General features: G+C 68.0%; 18 protein-coding genes. 2 read left to right on the top strand and 16 right to left on the bottom strand.

Going from position 1 to position 16,738, the window contains the following annotated elements; genetic code table 11:
• Positions 1-160: 160 nt before the first annotated feature.
• The 16 genes from atpC to rpmH all read right to left on the bottom strand — a co-directional run bounded on the left by atpC (position 161) and on the right by rpmH (position 12,630).
• Entirely contained in the window at positions 161-577 is a 417-nt protein-coding gene (gene atpC / locus FJ091_15775; GenBank protein MBM4384811.1) for an ATP synthase F1 subunit epsilon, read from the bottom strand.
• A 21-nt stretch (positions 578-598) separates the two neighbouring features.
• Positions 599-2,032 carry a F0F1 ATP synthase subunit beta gene (gene atpD, locus FJ091_15770; GenBank protein MBM4384810.1) on the bottom strand — a complete coding sequence of 478 codons (1,434 nt, stop codon included), beginning with the start codon at positions 2,030-2,032 and terminating at the stop codon, positions 599-601.
• A gap of 57 nt (positions 2,033-2,089) precedes the next feature.
• Positions 2,090-2,962: an ATP synthase F1 subunit gamma gene (gene atpG, locus FJ091_15765; protein MBM4384809.1), complete on the bottom strand. Its 873-nt coding sequence runs from the start codon at positions 2,960-2,962 to the stop codon at positions 2,090-2,092.
• Between the two features lie 25 nt (positions 2,963-2,987).
• Positions 2,988-4,526, bottom strand: a complete 1,539-nt coding sequence (locus FJ091_15760; GenBank protein MBM4384808.1) for a F0F1 ATP synthase subunit alpha — start codon at positions 4,524-4,526, stop codon at positions 2,988-2,990.
• Between the two features lie 43 nt (positions 4,527-4,569).
• Positions 4,570-5,112, bottom strand: coding sequence for an ATP synthase F1 subunit delta (gene atpH, locus FJ091_15755; protein MBM4384807.1), 543 nt, complete (start codon positions 5,110-5,112; stop codon positions 4,570-4,572).
• Positions 5,112-5,684 carry an ATP synthase F0 subunit B gene (locus tag FJ091_15750; GenBank protein MBM4384806.1) on the bottom strand — a complete coding sequence of 191 codons (573 nt, stop codon included), beginning with the start codon at positions 5,682-5,684 and terminating at the stop codon, positions 5,112-5,114. Before FJ091_15750 ends, atpH begins: the two co-directional genes overlap by 1 nt.
• Positions 5,681-6,250: an ATP synthase F0 subunit B gene (locus FJ091_15745; GenBank protein MBM4384805.1), complete on the bottom strand. Its 570-nt coding sequence runs from the start codon at positions 6,248-6,250 to the stop codon at positions 5,681-5,683. The genes FJ091_15750 and FJ091_15745 overlap by 4 nt, the downstream gene beginning before the upstream one ends.
• 212 nt (positions 6,251-6,462) lie before the next feature.
• Positions 6,463-6,825 carry a polymer-forming cytoskeletal protein gene (locus FJ091_15740; protein ID MBM4384804.1) on the bottom strand — a complete coding sequence of 121 codons (363 nt, stop codon included), beginning with the start codon at positions 6,823-6,825 and terminating at the stop codon, positions 6,463-6,465.
• Entirely contained in the window at positions 6,822-7,736 is a 915-nt protein-coding gene (locus tag FJ091_15735; protein ID MBM4384803.1) for a ParB/RepB/Spo0J family partition protein, read from the bottom strand. Before FJ091_15735 ends, FJ091_15740 begins: the two co-directional genes overlap by 4 nt.
• A gap of 32 nt (positions 7,737-7,768) precedes the next feature.
• Positions 7,769-8,593, bottom strand: a complete 825-nt coding sequence (locus FJ091_15730) for a ParA family protein (GenBank protein ID MBM4384802.1) — start codon at positions 8,591-8,593, stop codon at positions 7,769-7,771.
• Positions 8,594-8,675: 82 nt separating this feature from the next.
• On the bottom strand, positions 8,676-9,290 hold the full coding sequence (gene rsmG, locus FJ091_15725) for a 16S rRNA (guanine(527)-N(7))-methyltransferase RsmG (protein MBM4384801.1): 615 nt from the start codon (positions 9,288-9,290) through the stop codon (positions 8,676-8,678).
• Between the two features lie 15 nt (positions 9,291-9,305).
• On the bottom strand, positions 9,306-10,157 hold the full coding sequence (locus FJ091_15720) for a hypothetical protein (protein MBM4384800.1): 852 nt from the start codon (positions 10,155-10,157) through the stop codon (positions 9,306-9,308).
• A 13-nt stretch (positions 10,158-10,170) separates the two neighbouring features.
• Positions 10,171-11,835, bottom strand: a complete 1,665-nt coding sequence (yidC, locus tag FJ091_15715; protein ID MBM4384799.1) for a membrane protein insertase YidC — start codon at positions 11,833-11,835, stop codon at positions 10,171-10,173.
• 4 nt (positions 11,836-11,839) lie between these two features.
• Positions 11,840-12,088, bottom strand: coding sequence for a membrane protein insertion efficiency factor YidD (gene yidD / locus FJ091_15710; protein ID MBM4384798.1), 249 nt, complete (start codon positions 12,086-12,088; stop codon positions 11,840-11,842).
• Positions 12,085-12,453: a ribonuclease P protein component gene (rnpA, locus tag FJ091_15705; protein MBM4384797.1), complete on the bottom strand. Its 369-nt coding sequence runs from the start codon at positions 12,451-12,453 to the stop codon at positions 12,085-12,087. The genes yidD and rnpA overlap by 4 nt, the downstream gene beginning before the upstream one ends.
• 27 nt (positions 12,454-12,480) lie before the next feature.
• Positions 12,481-12,630, bottom strand: coding sequence for a 50S ribosomal protein L34 (rpmH, locus tag FJ091_15700; protein ID MBM4384796.1), 150 nt, complete (start codon positions 12,628-12,630; stop codon positions 12,481-12,483).
• 286 nt (positions 12,631-12,916) lie between these two features.
• Here rpmH and dnaN point away from each other — a divergent pair, with 286 nt between their 5' ends.
• Complete coding sequence (gene dnaN, locus FJ091_15695; GenBank protein ID MBM4384795.1) at positions 12,917-14,041, top strand: DNA polymerase III subunit beta; 1,125 nt, start codon at positions 12,917-12,919, stop codon at positions 14,039-14,041.
• Positions 14,042-14,214: 173 nt separating this feature from the next.
• A complete protein-coding gene (gene gyrB, locus FJ091_15690) occupies positions 14,215-16,677 on the top strand; it encodes a DNA topoisomerase (ATP-hydrolyzing) subunit B (protein ID MBM4384794.1) in 2,463 nt (820 codons plus the stop codon).
• Positions 16,678-16,738: the final 61 nt, after the last annotated feature.

Genomic DNA, 16,738 nt, shown 5'->3' with positions numbered 1-16,738 from the left:
CCCGCGGGGCGCGCGCCCCCCCCCCCCCCCCCCCCCGCTCGACTGTCTTCCGCTTCGCGCACCGACCCCCCGCCGCCAGCTTCCGGCGAGAGTCTTTTCGGGCGTCAGGGGAAAGCGCCTTAGTCCCGCTGCGGGCTAATCGCGAGGGGATTCGAGCAGGTCAGCCCTTGAACTTGTCCGTGGCGGCCACCCGCGCGACGGCGCGCGAGTAGGCCTCCTGAAGCTCCTGGTAGGCCGCCTCACCCTCAGACGAGCCGCGCATCTCTTCGAGCTGCTTGCGGGCGCGGTCGCGCGCGATCTCGGCGCGCGAGCGGTCGATCTCGTGGGCGAACTCGCAGCTGCTGACGAGCACGCTGGCTGCGCCTTCGTGCACCTCGGCGAAGCCGCGTCCGACCGCGGCGTAGAGCGTCTCGGCACCGGCTTGGATCTGCATCGCGCCCGGGCGGAGCGCGGTCATGAACGGTTCGTGGCCGGACAGCACGCCGAACTCGCCCTCGCTGCCGGGGAGCACGACGGAGTCGACGGCCTTGTCGAAGGCCTCGCCCTCGGGCGTCACGACTGTGAGATGAAACGGCATCGCTGGCTCCGCGGGCAATTGTTAGGCGAGCGTCTTCGCCTTCTCGCGCGCCGACTCGATCGTGCCCACCATGAAGAACGCCTGCTCCGGCAGGTCGTCGCACTTGCCGTCGAGGATCTCCTTGAACGAGCGAATCGTGTCCTCGAGCCGCACGTAGACGCCCGGCGTGCCGGTGAAGCCTTCGGCGACGTGGAACGGCTGCGAGAGGAAGCGCTCGATCTTGCGCGCGCGCGCCACCGTGAGGCGGTCGTCTTCGCTGAGCTCGTCCATGCCGAGGATCGCGATGATGTCCTGCAGGTCCTTGTACTTCTGCAGCGTCTGCTGCACGCCGCGCGCGACGCGGTAGTGCTCCTCGCCGACCACGAGCGGGTCGAGAATCCGGCTCGTCGAGTCGAGCGGATCCACCGCGGGGTAGATGCCCTTCTCGGAGATCGCGCGCGAGAGAACGGTCGTCGCATCGAGATGGGTGAACGCGGTCGCGGGCGCGGGATCCGTCAGGTCGTCCGCGGGCACGTAGATCGCCTGCACCGACGTGATCGAGCCCTTCGTCGTCGAGGTGATGCGCTCCTGCAGAGCGCCCATGTCCGTCGCGAGCGTCGGCTGGTAACCGACGGCGCTCGGGATGCGGCCGAGCAGCGCCGACACTTCCGAGCCGGCCTGCGTGAAGCGGAAGATGTTGTCGATGAAGAGCAGTACGTCCTTGCCCTCTTCGTCGCGGAAGTACTCGGCGCACGTCAGCGCCGAGAGGCCGACGCGGGCGCGCGCGCCCGGCGGCTCGTTCATCTGGCCGTACACGAGCGCGGCCTTGTCGAGCACCGTCGAGCCGTCGGCCAGCTTCGAGTCCATCATCTCGTGCCAGAGGTCGTTGCCCTCGCGCGTGCGCTCACCCACGCCGCCGAACACCGAGTAGCCGCCGTGCTGCTTCGCGATGTTGTTGATGAGCTCGAGGATGACGACGGTCTTGCCGACGCCGGCGCCGCCGAACAGACCGACCTTGCCGCCGCGCGGGTAGGGCGCGATCAGGTCGATCACCTTGATGCCGGTCTCGAGCGGCTCGACCGCCATCGACTGATCGATGAACTCCGGCACCGGGCGGTGAATCGGCCACTGCGCGGTCGCCTTCACCGGGCCGCGCTCGTCCACGGGCTCGCCGATCACGTTGGTGATGCGGCCGAGCGTGCCGGGGCCGACGGGGACCTTGATCATGTCGCCCGTGTTCACCACGGCTTGGTCGCGGCGCAGGCCGTCCGTCGTGTCCATCGCGATCGCGCGCACCGAGTTCTCACCGAGGTGCTGCGCGACTTCGAGCACGAGGTTGTTCTCGCGCGCGTCGATGTTCGGGTTCGTCGTGCGCAGCGCGGTCAGAATCTCGGGCAGCGCGCCCGGCGGGAACTCGACGTCCACCACCGGACCCATCACCTGCGTCACCTTGCCGTTCGTGCCTGCGGTCGCCATCGCTGGTTTCCTTCTTCGCGGTTCTGAGCCGCTCGCGACGTGCGCGAGCGCGAGTTGTTATTTGAGCGCCTCGGCGCCGGACACGATCTCCATCAGCTCCTTGGTGATCGCGGCCTGGCGCGCGCGGTTGTACTGGAGCGTGAGGCTCCCGATCAGCTCTTCCGTGTTGCGCGTCGCGTTCTCCATCGCGGCCATGCGCGCGGCGTGCTCGCCGGCCTGGTTCTCGAGCAGCGCGCGGTAGAGCGTGAACTCGAGCGCCTGCGGCACGAGCGTCTCGAGCAGCTTGTTCGCATCGGGCTCGATCTCGAACGGCAGCGCCGCGCCGCCGGCGCTCGCGATGTCCTCGGCGGGCGCGAGGGGAAGCAGCGGATCCGCGTGCGGCGTCTGCGTGAGCGCGGAGACGAACTCGGCGTAGACGAGCGTCGCGCCGTCGATCTCGCCGCTCTCGTATCGCTTCGCGAGATGCTCCGCGAGCTCCGTTGCGTGCTTGATGCCGATCGTGCCGAGGCCGCTCCAGACGCGCTGAATCGCGCCGAGCCTTCGGCGGCGGAAGAACTCGTCCGCCTTCTTGCCCACGGGCGTGATCACCACGGTCAGACCTCGCCCCACGAGCTCGCGCGCCGTGGCCTGCGCGCGCTTCAGCACGTTCGCGTTGAACGCGCCGCACAGCCCGCGGTCCGAGGTCACGACGATCAGCTCGTGCACCTGATTGCGCGCGTGCGGCTTCAGCAGCGGATGCTCCGCGTCCTTGTGGCGCCGTCCGATCTCGCCGAGCACGGCGTACATGCGCTTCGCGTACGGGCGCGCCGCGAGGATCGCGTCCTGCGCGCGCCGCAGCTTCGCCGCCGACACCATGCGCATCGCGCTCGTGATCTGCTTCGTCTTCTGGACGGTGCGGATCCGGCGGCGGATTTCTTTGGTACTGGGCATCTGACCCTCGGCCGCTCGACCCTAGTTAGTCAGCCTTCGCGCTCGGCTGGAACACCAGCGTGAACGCGTCGAGCGCGGCGCTCAGCGCCTTCTCGTCGTCGCCGCCGATTTGGGCGCTCTGGCGAATCTTCTCGATCAGCGCGGCGTGGTTCGCGCGCATGTACGCGAGCATCTCGCTCTCGTAACGGCGCACGTCGCCGACCGCGAGGTCGCGCACCCAGCTCTTGCGGCCGCCCTGCGGCGACGCGGCGAAGATCGAGATCACCTGCTCGATCGCGCTGAGCGGCTTGTGCTGCGGCTGCTTCAGAATCTCCGTTTGGCGCTCGCCGTTCGCGAGCTGCTCCTGCGTCGCCTTGTCGAGGTCGCTGCCGAACTGCGCGAACGCCGCCATCTCGCGGTACTGCGCGAGCGCGCCCTTCAGCGTGCCGGCGACCTTCTTCATCGCCTTGATCTGCGCTGCGCCGCCCACGCGCGACACCGAGATGCCGACGTTGATGGCGGGGCGAACGCCGGAGTTGAAGAGGTCCGTCTCGAGGAAGATCTGGCCGTCCGTGATCGAGATGACGTTCGTCGGGATGTACGCCGACACGTCGTTGGCCTGCGTCTCGATGATCGGCAGCGCCGTCAGCGAGCCGCCGCCCAGCTCGTCGTTCAGCTTCGCCGCGCGTTCGAGCAGGCGCGAGTGCAGGTAGAAGACGTCTCCGGGATACGCCTCGCGGCCCGGCGGGCGCCGCAACAACAGCGAGAGCTGGCGGTAGGCGACGGCCTGCTTCGTGAGATCGTCGTAGATGATCAGCGCGTGCTTGCCGTTGTCGCGGAACCACTCGCCCATCGTGCAGCCCGTGTAGGGCGAGATGAACTGCAGTGGCGCCGGCTCGCTCGCCGTCGCGGCGACGACGATCGTGTAGTCCATCGCGCCGAACTGCGTGAGCTTGTCCACCACCTGCGCGACGGTCGACTGCTTCTGGCCGATGGCGACGTAGATGCAGAAGACATCGCCGCCCTTCTGGTTGATGATCGTGTCGAGGGCGATCGTGGTCTTGCCCGTCTGGCGGTCGCCGATGATGAGCTCGCGCTGGCCGCGGCCGATCGGAACCATCGCGTCGATCGCCTTGATGCCCGTCTGCAGCGGCTGCGTGACGCTCTTGCGCGTCACGATGCCCGGCGCCTTCAGCTCGACGCGGCGCGACTCCGTCGACTGGATCGGGCCCTTGCCGTCGATCGGGTTGCCGAGCGCGTCGACCACGCGCCCCAACAAGCCCATGCCCACCGGCACTTCGACGATGCGGCCCGTGCGGCGCACCAGGTCGCCCTCGCGCACGTGGTTCGCCTCGCCCATCACGGCGATGCCGACGTTGTCCTCTTCGAGGTTCAGCACCATCCCCGAGACGTTGCCCGGGAACGACACGAGCTCGCCGGCCATCGCGGACTGGAGGCCGTAGACGCGCGCGATGCCGTCGCCGATCGAGAGCACGGTGCCAGTCTCGGCGACGTCGATCTGACGGCCGTAGTCCTTGATCTCGCGCTTCAGGATGTCGGTGATTTCGCCGGGACGAAGATCCATCGCTTGGCTCCGTGTCTCTGTCTGCTGCGTTGAGCTCGTAGGGCTAGCTACCGAGCAGCGTGCTGCGCAGCTGGGTGAGCTGCGTGCGCAGGCTGCCGTCGTAAACCGTGTCGCCGATCTGCGCGACGAGTCCGCCGACGAGCGCCGGGTCGACCTCGACCTCGAGCTCGACCGTCGTGCCGGCGCGCGCCGAGAGCGCGCGAGCGAGGCGCGCCTGCTGGTCCGCGCTGAGCGGCTGCGCGCTCTTCACGCGCGCCTTCTTCTTGCCCGCGGCCTCGTCGGCGAGGCGCACGAACTCGGCCTCGATCTGATCGAACGCGACGAGGCGGCGCTGATCGATCAGATACGAGTAGAAGCGGCGCAAGAGCGAGCTCGCGCCGAGCTTCTCCGCGACACCCTCGAGCACGCGGCGGCGCTCGGCGGCGGAGTGCAGGGGCTGGAGCAGCACGTCGCGCAGCTCCGGGCTCGCCTCGAGGAGCGCGCCGAGGCCGCGCAGCTCCGCGCGCACGGCGGCGACGGAGCCGTCCTCGCTCGCGATCGAGAAGAGCGCGCGTGCGTAGCGGCGCGGTGCGGTCACCGAGGCCATCAGTGCGCTCCTCCGGCGCCAGGGCCCGACTCGACCTTCGCGATGAACTCGTCGACGAGGCGGCTGCGGTCCGCGTCGGTGGTCTGCTCGCGCAGGATCGTGCCCGCAAGCGTGACCGCGAGCTCCGCCGCTTCCTTGCGCAGGGACTCGCGCGCGGCGCGCAGCTCGCGCTCCACGACGCCCGATGCGCTCTGGCGAATGCGCGATGCGGTGGCTTCGGCGTCGGCGAGAATCGCGGCCTTCTCGACCTGAGCGCCCTTGCGGGTCGCCTCGATGATCTCCACGATGTCCGCGTCGAGGCGCGCGGCCTTTGTGTTCCACTCGGCGAGCTTCGCCTCGGCGTCCCGTAACAACTGCTCGGAAGTCGCGATGTTCTTCGCGATCGTGTCGCGGCGGCTGCCGAGGTAGTCCTGGACCGGCTTGCGCGCGAAGTAGACGAGCACGCCGCCGAGGATCAGCAGATTCACCCACTCGAAGATCAGATCCTTCGTGTGGTCGGCGTGCTCTTCCGACGCGGCGAAGCCCGCGAGCGGCGCGAGTGCGAGCAGCAACGCGAGCGCGAGCTTCTTCACGCGAGCGGCCTCCCGAGCACCTTGCTCGCGACTTCGCCCGCGAGCCGCTCGGTCTCGCTGCGCAGCGCCCTGCGCGCGTTCTCGAGTGCGCTCGCGACGCCGGCGCGCGCCTGCGCCACTTCGCGCTCGGCCGCGCTGCGCGCGTCCGCGCTGATGCGCGCCTGCTCGCCGCGCGCGCTCTCGAGCGCCCCGCGGCGCACGCCTTCGGCTTCGCGGCGCGCGGCGGCGACCGCCGTCTCGTAGCGCCCTAACACGTCGTCCGCTTGCTTCGTGATCGCACTCGCGCGGCTGCGTGCGCCCTCGATCTTCTCGCCGCGCTGCTCGAGCGTCTTCAAGAGCGGCTGGAAGATCAGCCTGTTCAGCGGAAACACGATCACCACGAACAGCACGACGAGCTGGAGCCACGTGCTCTTCCACGGACTCGCGGCGATCTCGCCGCCGTGCGTGCCGTAGAGCGCGTCCTCGATCAGGTCTGGGAAGATGCTCAGATCGCCGGCGGCGAACGCGGGCGCCGCGGCGAGTGCGATCCCGAGGGCCGCGAGCGCGACGATCGTGCGCGAGGTCATGGGCTGTGTCCGTGCTCCGCTGGCCGACCGAGCTGGACGCGGATCACGACGCCCGACCGAGGCCTGCCCGAAACGATTTCATCTGCGACGGGCCGCGAAGTCGGCATGGGCAGCGATTGCGGCGCCCTGCGAACGTCACGTCCCGAAAGCGAATCCGGCCCGGAGTGACCCGGGCCGGGGCGGCGCGGAAATTCGCAGATCGGAGCCGAGTTTCAAGGAGATTTTGGCGCTGCCGCGAGCGCTTGCGCGCCCGTGAGACAACGGCCGGCGATACGCCCGCCGTCGGCGATCGCGAGCCGCGGCGACGTGACGTTGCCCTCGAGCTGCGCGCCGGGCAGCAGCTCCACGCGGCGCCGCGCGATCACGTCTCCGACGAGTACGCCCGCGAGCACGAGCTCGGCGACCTCGATGCGCGCGTTCACGCGCCCGCCCGCGCCAACGACGAGCGAGCCCGCGTGGGCGAGCACGGCGCCCGCGAGCTGACCGTCGACGCGCAGGGTGCCCTCGAACGACAGTACGCCGTCGAAGCTCGTGCCCGGACCGAGGCGCGGAGAATCGTCCAGGTCGCGATTCACAGACGCTTTCCGTCGAGGATCAGCGCGGTGAGGCGCGAGAACTCGTCCGGGCTCGAGAAATCGATCGAGATGTTCCCGCGTCGACCGTCGAGCTGGATGCGGACGCGCGTCATCAAATGGGACTCGAGCTGGTCGATCAACGCACGCAGGTTCGGGTCGACCGCGGCAGGCGCGCGCGTGCGAGGCGACGCCGAAGCGGGCGCCGCGCGAGGGCCCGCGAGCTCCCGGGCGAGCTCCTCGGCGGCGCGCACCGAGAGCTGCTCGTGGAGAATGCGGTCGCGCAGCCAGTGGCGCCGCTCGGGATTCGCAAGCTGGAGCAGCGCCTTCGCGTGGCCGACGCTGAGCCGCCCGCTCTCGACGTCCTCCTGCGCCTCCTTCGAGAGATCGAGAAGGCGCAGGTGATTCGCGATCGTCGAGCGCTCGAGGCCGACCTGTTCGCCGATCTGCTCCTGCGTGCGGCCTGCGTCTGCCAGCGCGCGAAACGCGAGCGCGAGCTCGATCGGATTGAGATCGCGCCGCTGCACGTTCTCGACCAGGGCCACTTCGAGTAGAGCCTGGGGCGTGATGTTCTGGATCGTCGCCGGAATCGTGGCGCGACCGGCGCGCTGTGATGCACGCCAACGCCGCTCGCCCACGACGAGCTCGTACTTGCGCGGGGAGCCCGCAGGCGCCTCACGCACGAGCACGGGCTGTAGGACGCCGTGACGGCGAATCGAGTCCGCGAGCGCATCCAGATCGGCCTCGGCGAACACGCGGCGCGGCTGCTGGGGATTGGGCGCGATGGCGTCGATCGGAAGCTCGATCGCGGCCGCGCGCAGCTCACTCGCGCCCATCGGCGCCGCTCTCGTCTGCGGAGCACCGGGAAGCAGCGCATCGAGGCCGCGCCCGAGTGCGCCTTTTCGAATCACCATGAGAACTCCTTCGAGCGGGACCGGGTGAGAAATCAGGCGCCGAGCGCTGGGGGCTTGCGGCTCGGGCGCGGATGGCGCCGTAACAACTCTTCGGCGAGCTGGAGGTAGGCGACGGCGCCTCGCGAGCTGATGTCGTACAGCAGGATGGGCTTGCCGTGACTCGGCGCCTCGCTGAGGCGCACGTTGCGCGGAATCACCGTCGAGAACACTCCGCCGAGCGTCGCGGTGCCGAAGTGCGTGCGCACGTCGTTCTCGACTTGCTGCGACAGATTCGCTCGCCGATCGACCATCGTGAGCAGAATGCCCTCGCGTTCGAGCGCGGCGTTGAAGCTGGCTCGCACGCGCTCGATCGTCCCTAACAACCGCGCCAGGCCCTCGAGCGCGTAGTACTCGCACTGCAGCGGAACGAGCACTGCGTTCGCCGCGACCAGCGCGTTCAGCGTGAGCAGCCCGAGCGACGGCGGGCAGTCGATCAAGATGAAGTCGTAGTGCGGAAGAAGCTGCGCGAGCGCCTCGCGGAGCAGCGACTCGCGCGCCTCCACCGAGACCAGCTCGATCTCGGCGCCTGCGAGATCGGGACCTGCGGGTAAGACATGCAGGTGCGAAAGCGCGGTCGGTTGAAGCGCCCCCGCCGCAGTCGACGTACCCGCAAGCACGTCGTAAAGCTGAACCCGCGGGGCATTTATCCCCAGCCCACTGCTCGCGTTTCCCTGCGGGTCTAAATCCACGAGGAGGACGGGGCGTTCCGCCGCGGCCAGGCTGGCGGCGAGGTTTACAGCGGTCGTTGTCTTTCCAACGCCGCCCTTCTGATTCACGACCGCAATCACGCGGGCGAGGCGGGGGTCGGAGTCTTCGATTGCCAGAGTCACCCCCACCCCCGTTCCTCGCGGCGACTCTATCAGAGGGAGCGCCAATTCGTTCCACGTGGAACGCAGCCGATCAGACTCGAACCCGAACTACTGCCCTGGGGCCAGCCCCCACGTCGTACCAGCGCACCTCGGCTTCCGGGGGCGCGGATGCTGCGGTCGCCGCGCTGGCGAAGCCGATCACGCTCCCTCCTGACGGAACTAAGGCTCGCCCCTGCTCGAGCCATGCTGGCAGCGGGAGCACAGCTCGCGAGATGGCGACGTCGTAGAGCGCGCCGACGCGTTCAGCGTGCTCGTCGAGACGGTCGGCCTCCACCTTCGTCGTCAGGCCAAGGGCTCTGATCGCTGCGTTCAAGAAGGCCCTTCGCTTCTGGGTCGGCTCGAGCAGAGTCCCCTGGAGGTCGGGCCGCGCGATCGCCAGGACGATCCCGGGTAGGCCGGCGCCCGAACCAACATCGATCCACCGACCAGCACTCGGCAGATAGGGAAGCGCCGGGAAGGCGTCGGCGAGATGCTCGGAGCAAAAATCCGCGAGAGAACGAGCCGCGGTCAGGTTGATGCGGGCTCCCCATTCGAGGAGGAGCTCCGCGAAGACCGCCAAACGCGGGAGCGCCACTTCCAGGTCGACGTCCCAGTGGGTGGCGGCTGGCGTGAGTAGGCGAGCGAGCTCTGCGCGGGTGCGTTCCACGTGGAACGCTCGGGCTCAGCCGTTCGCTGCGTCAGCAGCGGCCTTTGCGTCCGCGTACTCGGGGGCAGCCGCAGGAACGACGAGCACTTGGCGATAGCGACCATCACCGATGCTCATCGTGGCGATTCCGTCCGCGCCCCTCAGTGCCATGTGGATCACGCGCCGATCCCGCCCACTCATCGGATCCAGCGCGACGCTCCGGCCCGTCTCCTGCGCACGCTTTGCCGCCCGGTCTGCCACGCGCTGAAGGAGCTCGTCTCGCTTGTCTCGCGCCCCACCCTCGACATCGACCACGACGCGTTTGGGCTCGTCCTGGCCGATGCTCGCCGCTTGACTCGCGAGCAGCTGCAGCGCTTCAGGCGCACGGGCGTCGCCAGCCGTCAGGCCCCTCACGGCGTCGCCCGTGATCTCGAAAATCTGATAGCCGTCCTGCTCGGACGCGCTCACCTCGAAGGAGCCAAGCTCCATCCGCTCGACGATCCCGAGCAGGTACTGCCCGACCGGCCCAACCTCGCCGCGCGCGGTCCCTACCGATGGGCTCGACGCAGCAGCCGGAGCCGGTGCCTCCTCGCTGCGCTCCCTCCGCTCCGGCCGCCGATCTGGGCGCTCCCGCCTCTCGCCACGATCCCGTCCGCCCCTGCCGCGGTCGCTGGGCCGCTCTTCTCGCTCAGAGCGGCGCTCCGTCGGCGCGGGCGCGTCGGTGGGGACCGCGACGACGAGCGTCCGCGACCCAAGGCCCGACACCTGGCTGAGCACGCTCATGCGCAGCTCCGACTCAGACCGACCGAAGTACGCCACGGCGCGAGCGATCGCCTCCGTCGAGGAGTCTCCGACAAATTCCTTCGCTTCGATCTTCGGATCGTACATGCGTTCCTCTCGGCTATGCCGTCTGCGGTTTGCTGCGGTTCGTCCACTGCTGCTGCGCAATTCCGAGCAGCGTGCTCACGAGCCAGTACACGCCCAGGCCCGACGCGAACTGATAGAACATCACGGTCATCATCACAGGCATCAGGATCTGCATCATGCGCGCTTGCGCGGGATCCATTCCCGGCGTCGGCGTCAACCGCTGCTGCGCCCACATCGCGAAGCCGAGCAGCAGGGGTAGAGCACGAATGTGAAGGTCGATCCCCGGGATCACAAACAGGCTCTCCGGCTGCGATAGATCGTTGATCCAGCCGAAGAACGGTTGCTGGCGCAGCTGAATCGAGCTCTGCAGCGCGAAGTAGAAGCCGACGAACACCGGCAGCTGAAGGAGCATCGGCAGGCATCCACCGAAGGCGGAAAACGGGCTGACGCCGGCTTGCTGATAGACCGCCATCATCGCTTCTTGCTGCTTCATCCGATCGTCGGGGAAGCGATCTTGCGCAGCCTTCAGCTTCGGAGCGAGGTCGGCCATGCGCTTCATCGACCGCATCTGGCCCACCATCAGCGGCGCCATGGCGACGCGAAGGATGAACGTCAGCACGACGATCGCTAGCCCGTAGTTCGGCACGCCTTGATGGACCAGCGTGAGCGCGGCCGTGAAGAACCGCGTGAGGCTCGGCGCCCAGCCCTTCTGGATCGCCTCGTCCAAGTGGGCACCGAACGCCTCGAGACGCTCCGGCTCCTTCGGGCCGATGTAGAGCCGGTACTCCCGCGCGAGTCGCGTTCCCGGCGGAAGGCTCACCGGCACGAACGAGACCTCGAGCCGTCCTTCTCGCCCGGGCTCCGTCGCCACGAAGCGAGCTCGAGCCTCCGTCGGTTTGTCGGGAAGCAGTGCGGCCACGAAGTAGCGCGTCTCGACACCCGCCCAGTCCAGCTCGAACACGTCCCCGGGCGTAGGAACCACATCCAGGCTGCCCTCGGCGGGCCCCCCGCCCATCCCGAGCATTGAAGGAAGCGGCGCAATCGCGAAGCGTTCGACGCCATCCGTCGCGAATGCCGCCAGGTTGTACTCGTTGAACTCCGTGCCGTTTCCGCGGCGAGCAGGCCAGACCACACCGAAGTCCGGCGTGATCGGCTGCTGACTTCGGTTCTCCACCTCGATCGTGAGGCGCGCGCCGAACCCCTCCGGCTCGAACCGGTAGGTCTTCCGCACGAATGCGCCCTCGACTTCGGCGCTGAACTCGACCACGTCCTCCGACGGACGAACCACGTCGTAGTCGACCGACTCAGCGCCGGGTGCCCCGAGACCCTCCAGCGGTGTGAGAAGAGAAGGACCGCCGCTCACGAGGCCGATTCGGGGCCTGCCGGGGAGCGACGCGTCGTCGAAGTCTGCGAGCACCCACTCAGTCAGCGCGCCTCCCCGAGATGTCAGCTTCGCCGTGTAACCGGGCCGCTGAACGTCGATCACTCGCTCTTGCCGTGGTTGCGGCGGCTGAGTGGCGCTCTCTGGCGATCGCACGTCCGTCGTCGCCTGCAATTCCTGAGTGGGCTCCGCAGACTCCGCCTCGGCAGGGGGTGTCTCTTCGACAACCGGCGGCCGCTTACCGCGATCCGGGTACTTCTGGCTCAGATACGACTGCCAACCGAAGAAGAGTGCGGCCGTCGCGAGCAGCGCGATCACCGTGTTACGGTCCACGGCGATCTCCCGCGGGGACCGGATCGTACCCACCGCGGTGGAAGGGATGGCAGCGGCTGACCCGCCGGAGTGCCAGCAACAGGCCCCGCAGGGCCCCGTGCTCGCGCAGTGCCTCGACGGCGTAGTGCGAGCAAGACGGTGCGAACCGGCAGGCGCCTCCGAGGACCGGCGAGAGCGCCACCTGATACACGCGAACCGCTGCGATCAAGACCGCTACGACGCCTCGCTCCGCCGTCATCGCTGCGCCCGCGCAATCGTCGCGTCGAGCTCGTGCCACAGCTCGGTCGTGGTTCGGGACGCCGCTCCGGGCCGCGCCACCACGACGATGTCAGCGCTGTGCGCGAATGCGCTCCGCCGCAGGCGAAACCACTCGCGAACCGCGCGCTTTACACGCGTGCGCTCCACTGCGTTCCCGATGCGCTTGCCCACGACGAGCCCGAGCCGCGGTCCCAGCTCGCGAGGCACAACCTCGAGAGAAACGCTCTCAGCGCCGTATCGGCGGCCAACTCGGCGGATCCGCGCGTAGTCCCGGCTGCTGCGGATCCGATCAGCTCGCCGAAAACGCTGAGAACCCGTCGCACCACGCGGGGCTTCGTCGATCACAGCGAACTCCGAACGAGAGGTCGCGCGCTACTTCGAGCTGATCGTCGGGACCAGACGCTTGCGCCCTTTGGCGCGGCGGCGACTAAGAACCGTTCTGCCACCCTTCGTGCTCATTCGCTCACGAAAGCCGTGCGTGCGCTTTCGTCGGATACGACTCGGCTGGAAAGTGCGCTTCATACGAGGTTCCTGCTGCGGCCGAGGGGAAGCCGCAAAGAGAGCGCAGCAGGCTACCCACCCGCGGAAGTTGGTGTCAATGCCGCGCTGCGAATCTCCAGATTGCGGCGCACTCTTCAAACCTCGATGGTAAAGTCCCGAACGGGGTGACGAGCGCCTTTCTCCGACGGAAAACCTACGCGACGCGCTTGCGAGAAAAACGAGCTGACCCGACCAGTTCTCGCGAGTTTGTCCGTTTGTCGAGCGCTCTGATTACTTCTGAAACAATCACTCGATCACGAGGGAAGAGATGAAGATCTCAATCGACAAAGTCGAGCTGCAGCGCGGCTTGGGCCGAATCCAAGCGATCGTCGAAAAGCGCAACTCGATGCCGATCCTCGCGAACGTGCTCCTCACGGCGTCCGGAAAAGGCGATGCGGGAAAGCTCGAGCTTGCGGCAACTGATCTCGAGGTAGGGGTTCGAGGCTCCCATGCCGCGCAGGTGACGAAGCCCGGTGCGATCACAGTCTCGGCGCGAAAGCTCTACGACATCGTGCGAGAGCTTCCGGAAGAGCGCGTGCAGCTCGACGCGAGCACGCAGTCCTACGTCGAGCTTCGCTGCGGTCGCGCGCGCTTCAACCTCGCGGGTGCCGCGGCGGAGGAGTATCCGACGCTGCCGGAGTTCTCCCCGGGGCAGATGGTTCGACTTCAGGCCGCGGTCCTGAGCCAGATGATCGAGCGTACGATGTACGCCGCTTCGCTCGACGAGACGCGATACAACCTCAACGGCGTGTACTTCGAAGTTCTCGCAGCCGATGGGAAGCTGCGAATGGTGGCGACGGATGGTCACCGCCTCGCACTCGTTGATCGCTTGATCGGCGCGCAAGCGACCGGTCTCGCGAGCGGCGTGATCATTCCACGCAAGGGCCTCGCCGAGCTCAAGCGTCTCGTGGATGAGGAAGACGCAGACGAAGTCGAGCTCGGTTTCGAAGGAAACAACGGCCTGGCTCGGAAGGGCGACGTCACCCTGGTGATGCGGCTGATCGAGGGCGAATTCCCTAATTACAAGCAGGTCATCCCGAAGTCCTCGGACCGCAAGCTCACTCTCGAAGCGGAGCCTCTCGTGCGCGCCTTGCGCCGCGTTGCGCTGCTATCCGCCGAGCGCAGCCGAGCGATCAAGCTCGACATCAGCGAGGGCAAGCTCACGATCTCGTCCAGCAGCCCGGACCTGGGCGAGGCTCAAGAAGAGATCGACATCGACTTCGCGGGATCTGCCGTGACGATCGGCTTCAACGCGAAGTATCTGCTCGATTGCCTCGGGGCCCTGAACGCAAAGGAAATCCAGCTCGCGTTCCGGGACGGGGACAAGCCGGTCGAGATCCGTCCGTCTGACGACGCGGACTCCCTGGCGGTCGTCATGCCGATGCGGCTTTGAGGGCTTTGCGCGGCCTTCCCGCGGCCTGAAAACCGAGCATCTCCCGGCAGTTATCTCGCATTTTCCCCTTTTGCGGTGAGGCCTCGTCCGATAGGCTCCACCGACTTCGCCAGCCCCTCCATCGCGGCGGAGTTTGCTAGCGCGAGCGCCCCATTCGGCCGCCGCGCGAATGAGTGCCAGTGAGCTACGACGCCAGTTCGATCGAGGTGCTCGAAGGCCTCGAGCCCGTGCGCAAACGCCCCGCGATGTACATCGGGACCACCGGTCCCGATGGCCTTCATCACCTCGTCTACGAGGTGGTCGACAACTCGATCGACGAGGCTCTCGCCGGGTTCTGCCGCGAGATCGAAGTCACGGTTCACGACGACGGCTCGGTAACGGTGTGCGACGACGGCCGCGGGATTCCCGTCGACGAGCACCCCGTCGAGAAGCGCCCAGCCGCCGAGATCGTGCTCACGAAACTGCACGCGGGCGGCAAGTTCAACGAGAGCACCTACAAGGTTTCTGGCGGACTCCACGGCGTGGGCGTGTCGGTCGTGAACGCGCTCTCGGACTGGCTCGAGGTCGAGATCAAGCGCGACGGGAAGGTGTGGGCAGAGCGCTTCGAGCGCGGCGTGCCCGCGTCCGAATTCCGCGAGATCGGAACCACGGACAAGACCGGCACGAAGGTCACGTTCCATCCCGATCCGCAGATCTTCCCGATCACCGATTTCTCGTTCGACACGCTCTCGCAGCGACTGCGCGAGCTCGCGTTCCTCAACGCGGGCGTGCGCATTCAGATCAAGGACGAGCGCAGCGGCAAGGAGCACGACTTCTGCTTCGAGGGCGGCATCGTCTCGTTCGTCGAACACCTGTCGCGCGCACGCCAGCCGCTCCACGCGCCGCCGATCTACGTCTCGGGCGATCGCGTCGTCGAAGGTCACACGCGCAAGATTCCGGTCAGCGTCGAGATCGCGCTCCAGTACAACGACTCGTACAACGAGGCGGTCTTCTCCTTCGCGAACAACATCAACACGGTCGAAGGCGGCTCGCACCTGATCGGGTTTCGCACGGCCCTGACGCGCGCGATCGCGCGCTACGTCGCGCTGCAAAACAAGAACGGCAAAGGCGGCGCGGACGAAACGCTCAGCGGCGACGACGTGCGCGAGGGCCTGACGGCCGTCATCAGCGTGAAGCTGCCGCAGCCCGAGTTCGAGGGGCAGACCAAGGCGAAGCTCGGCACCAGCGAAGTGCGCGGGCTCGTCGAGGGTCTCTTCTACGAGCGGCTGCTCGAGTACTTCGAAGAGAATCCGAGCGTCGCGAAGCTGATCGTCGCGAAGGTGATCGACGCGGCGCGCGCGCGCGCGGCGGCGCGCAAAGCGCGCGATCTCGCGCGGCGCAAAGGCGCGCTCAGCGACTTCAGCCTCCCGGGGAAGCTCGCGGATTGTCAGGAGCGCGATCCGGCGAAGAGCGAGCTCTTCATCGTCGAGGGCAACTCCGCCGGCGGCACCGCGAAGCAGGGCCGCGATCGCAGCTTCCAGGCGATTCTCCCGCTGCGCGGGAAAATCCTGAACGTCGAGCGCGCGCGGCTCGATCGCATGCTCGCGAACGCGGAGATTCAGGCGCTGATCGCGGCGCTCGGCTGCGGTCTCGGCGACGAGTTCGACGGCAGCAAGGCCCGCTACCACCGCGTGATCATCATGACGGACGCCGACGTCGACGGGTCGCACATCCGCACGCTGCTGTTGACGTTCTTCTATCGCCAAATGCGCGATCTCATCGATCGCGGCTACGTCTACATCGCGCAGCCTCCGCTCTTCAAAGTGAAGAAGGGCAAGAGCGAGCGGTACGTGAAGGACGAGGCGGCGCTCGAGGCGTATCTGCAGGGCCTCGCGCTCGAGAGCGTGCGCATCGCCGCCGGTGACGACGGCCGCGAGCTCACACCCGACGCCGTGCGGCGCCTTCTCACCGCCGCGAGCGAGTACCGCAAGGGCGTGGACCACCTCGCGCTGCGGCGGCTCGATCCGCGCGTTGCGGACGCGGCGCTGCAAGCCGGGCTCAACATGGAGTCGGATCTCGCGAGCGTCGCCGCGCTCGAGCGCGCCGTACCGCGCGTTCAGGCGAAGCTCGCGGAGCTGTATCCCGACGCGCTGGGGGGCTTTGCGCTCGCGGCGCTGGCGGACGCGGAGCACGGCAGCGCGAGGCTCGTCGCCACGACCCGCCGCTCCGGTGTCGCGACGGTCACGACGATCGACGGCGAGTTGTTACGGAGCGCGGACCTCGTGCGACTCGCGGCGCTGGCGGCCGCGATGCGCGCGGAAGGCGCCGAGCCTTATCGCATCCTCGGCGGCGAAACCGACGGCAGCGAAGCGGGGGCACCGGAGCGCTTCGCGACGGGCACCGCGCTCTTGAAGCGCGTGCTCGAGCTCGGCGAACGCGGGCTCTCGATCCAGCGCTACAAGGGCCTCGGCGAGATGAATCCCGAGCAGCTCTCCGAGACGACGATGCAGCCGGAGAAGCGCACGCTGCTGCAGGTGAAGATCGAGGACGCCGTCGAGGCGGATCTCGTGTTCACGAGCCTGATGGGCGACGAAGTCGAGCCGCGCCGCGAGTTCATCGAAGCGAACGCGCTGCGCGTTCAGAACCTGGACGTGTGAGCGGGGAGAGGCAACGCATCGCCAGATCGCGGCTCGGGAAGCGCAAGCGGCCCAGCGCCGC

This window comes from Deltaproteobacteria bacterium, from assembly GCA_016875395.1.
Lineage (GTDB): Bacteria > Myxococcota_A > UBA9160 > UBA9160 > UBA6930 > VGRF01.
This window is presented reverse-complemented; position numbering and strand designations above follow the sequence as displayed.

Bases quoted from the DNA above. Each gene is read 5' to 3' on its own strand.
- atpC (MBM4384811.1), bottom strand. From the start codon at position 577: ATGCCGTTTCATCTCACAGTCGTGACGCCCGAGGGCGAGGCCTTCGAC.
- atpD (MBM4384810.1), bottom strand. From the start codon at position 2,032: ATGGCGACCGCAGGCACGAACGGCAAGGTGACGCAGGTGATGGGTCCG.
- atpG (MBM4384809.1), bottom strand. From the start codon at position 2,962: ATGCCCAGTACCAAAGAAATCCGCCGCCGGATCCGCACCGTCCAGAAG.
- FJ091_15760 (MBM4384808.1), bottom strand. From the start codon at position 4,526: ATGGATCTTCGTCCCGGCGAAATCACCGACATCCTGAAGCGCGAGATC.
- atpH (MBM4384807.1), bottom strand. From the start codon at position 5,112: ATGGCCTCGGTGACCGCACCGCGCCGCTACGCACGCGCGCTCTTCTCG.
- FJ091_15745 (MBM4384805.1), bottom strand. From the start codon at position 6,250: ATGACCTCGCGCACGATCGTCGCGCTCGCGGCCCTCGGGATCGCACTC.
- FJ091_15735 (MBM4384803.1), bottom strand. From the start codon at position 7,736: ATGGTGATTCGAAAAGGCGCACTCGGGCGCGGCCTCGATGCGCTGCTT.
- FJ091_15720 (MBM4384800.1), bottom strand. From the start codon at position 10,157: ATGTACGATCCGAAGATCGAAGCGAAGGAATTTGTCGGAGACTCCTCG.
- yidD (MBM4384798.1), bottom strand. From the start codon at position 12,088: ATGACGGCGGAGCGAGGCGTCGTAGCGGTCTTGATCGCAGCGGTTCGC.
- rpmH (MBM4384796.1), bottom strand. From the start codon at position 12,630: ATGAAGCGCACTTTCCAGCCGAGTCGTATCCGACGAAAGCGCACGCAC.
- dnaN (MBM4384795.1), top strand. From the start codon at position 12,917: ATGAAGATCTCAATCGACAAAGTCGAGCTGCAGCGCGGCTTGGGCCGA.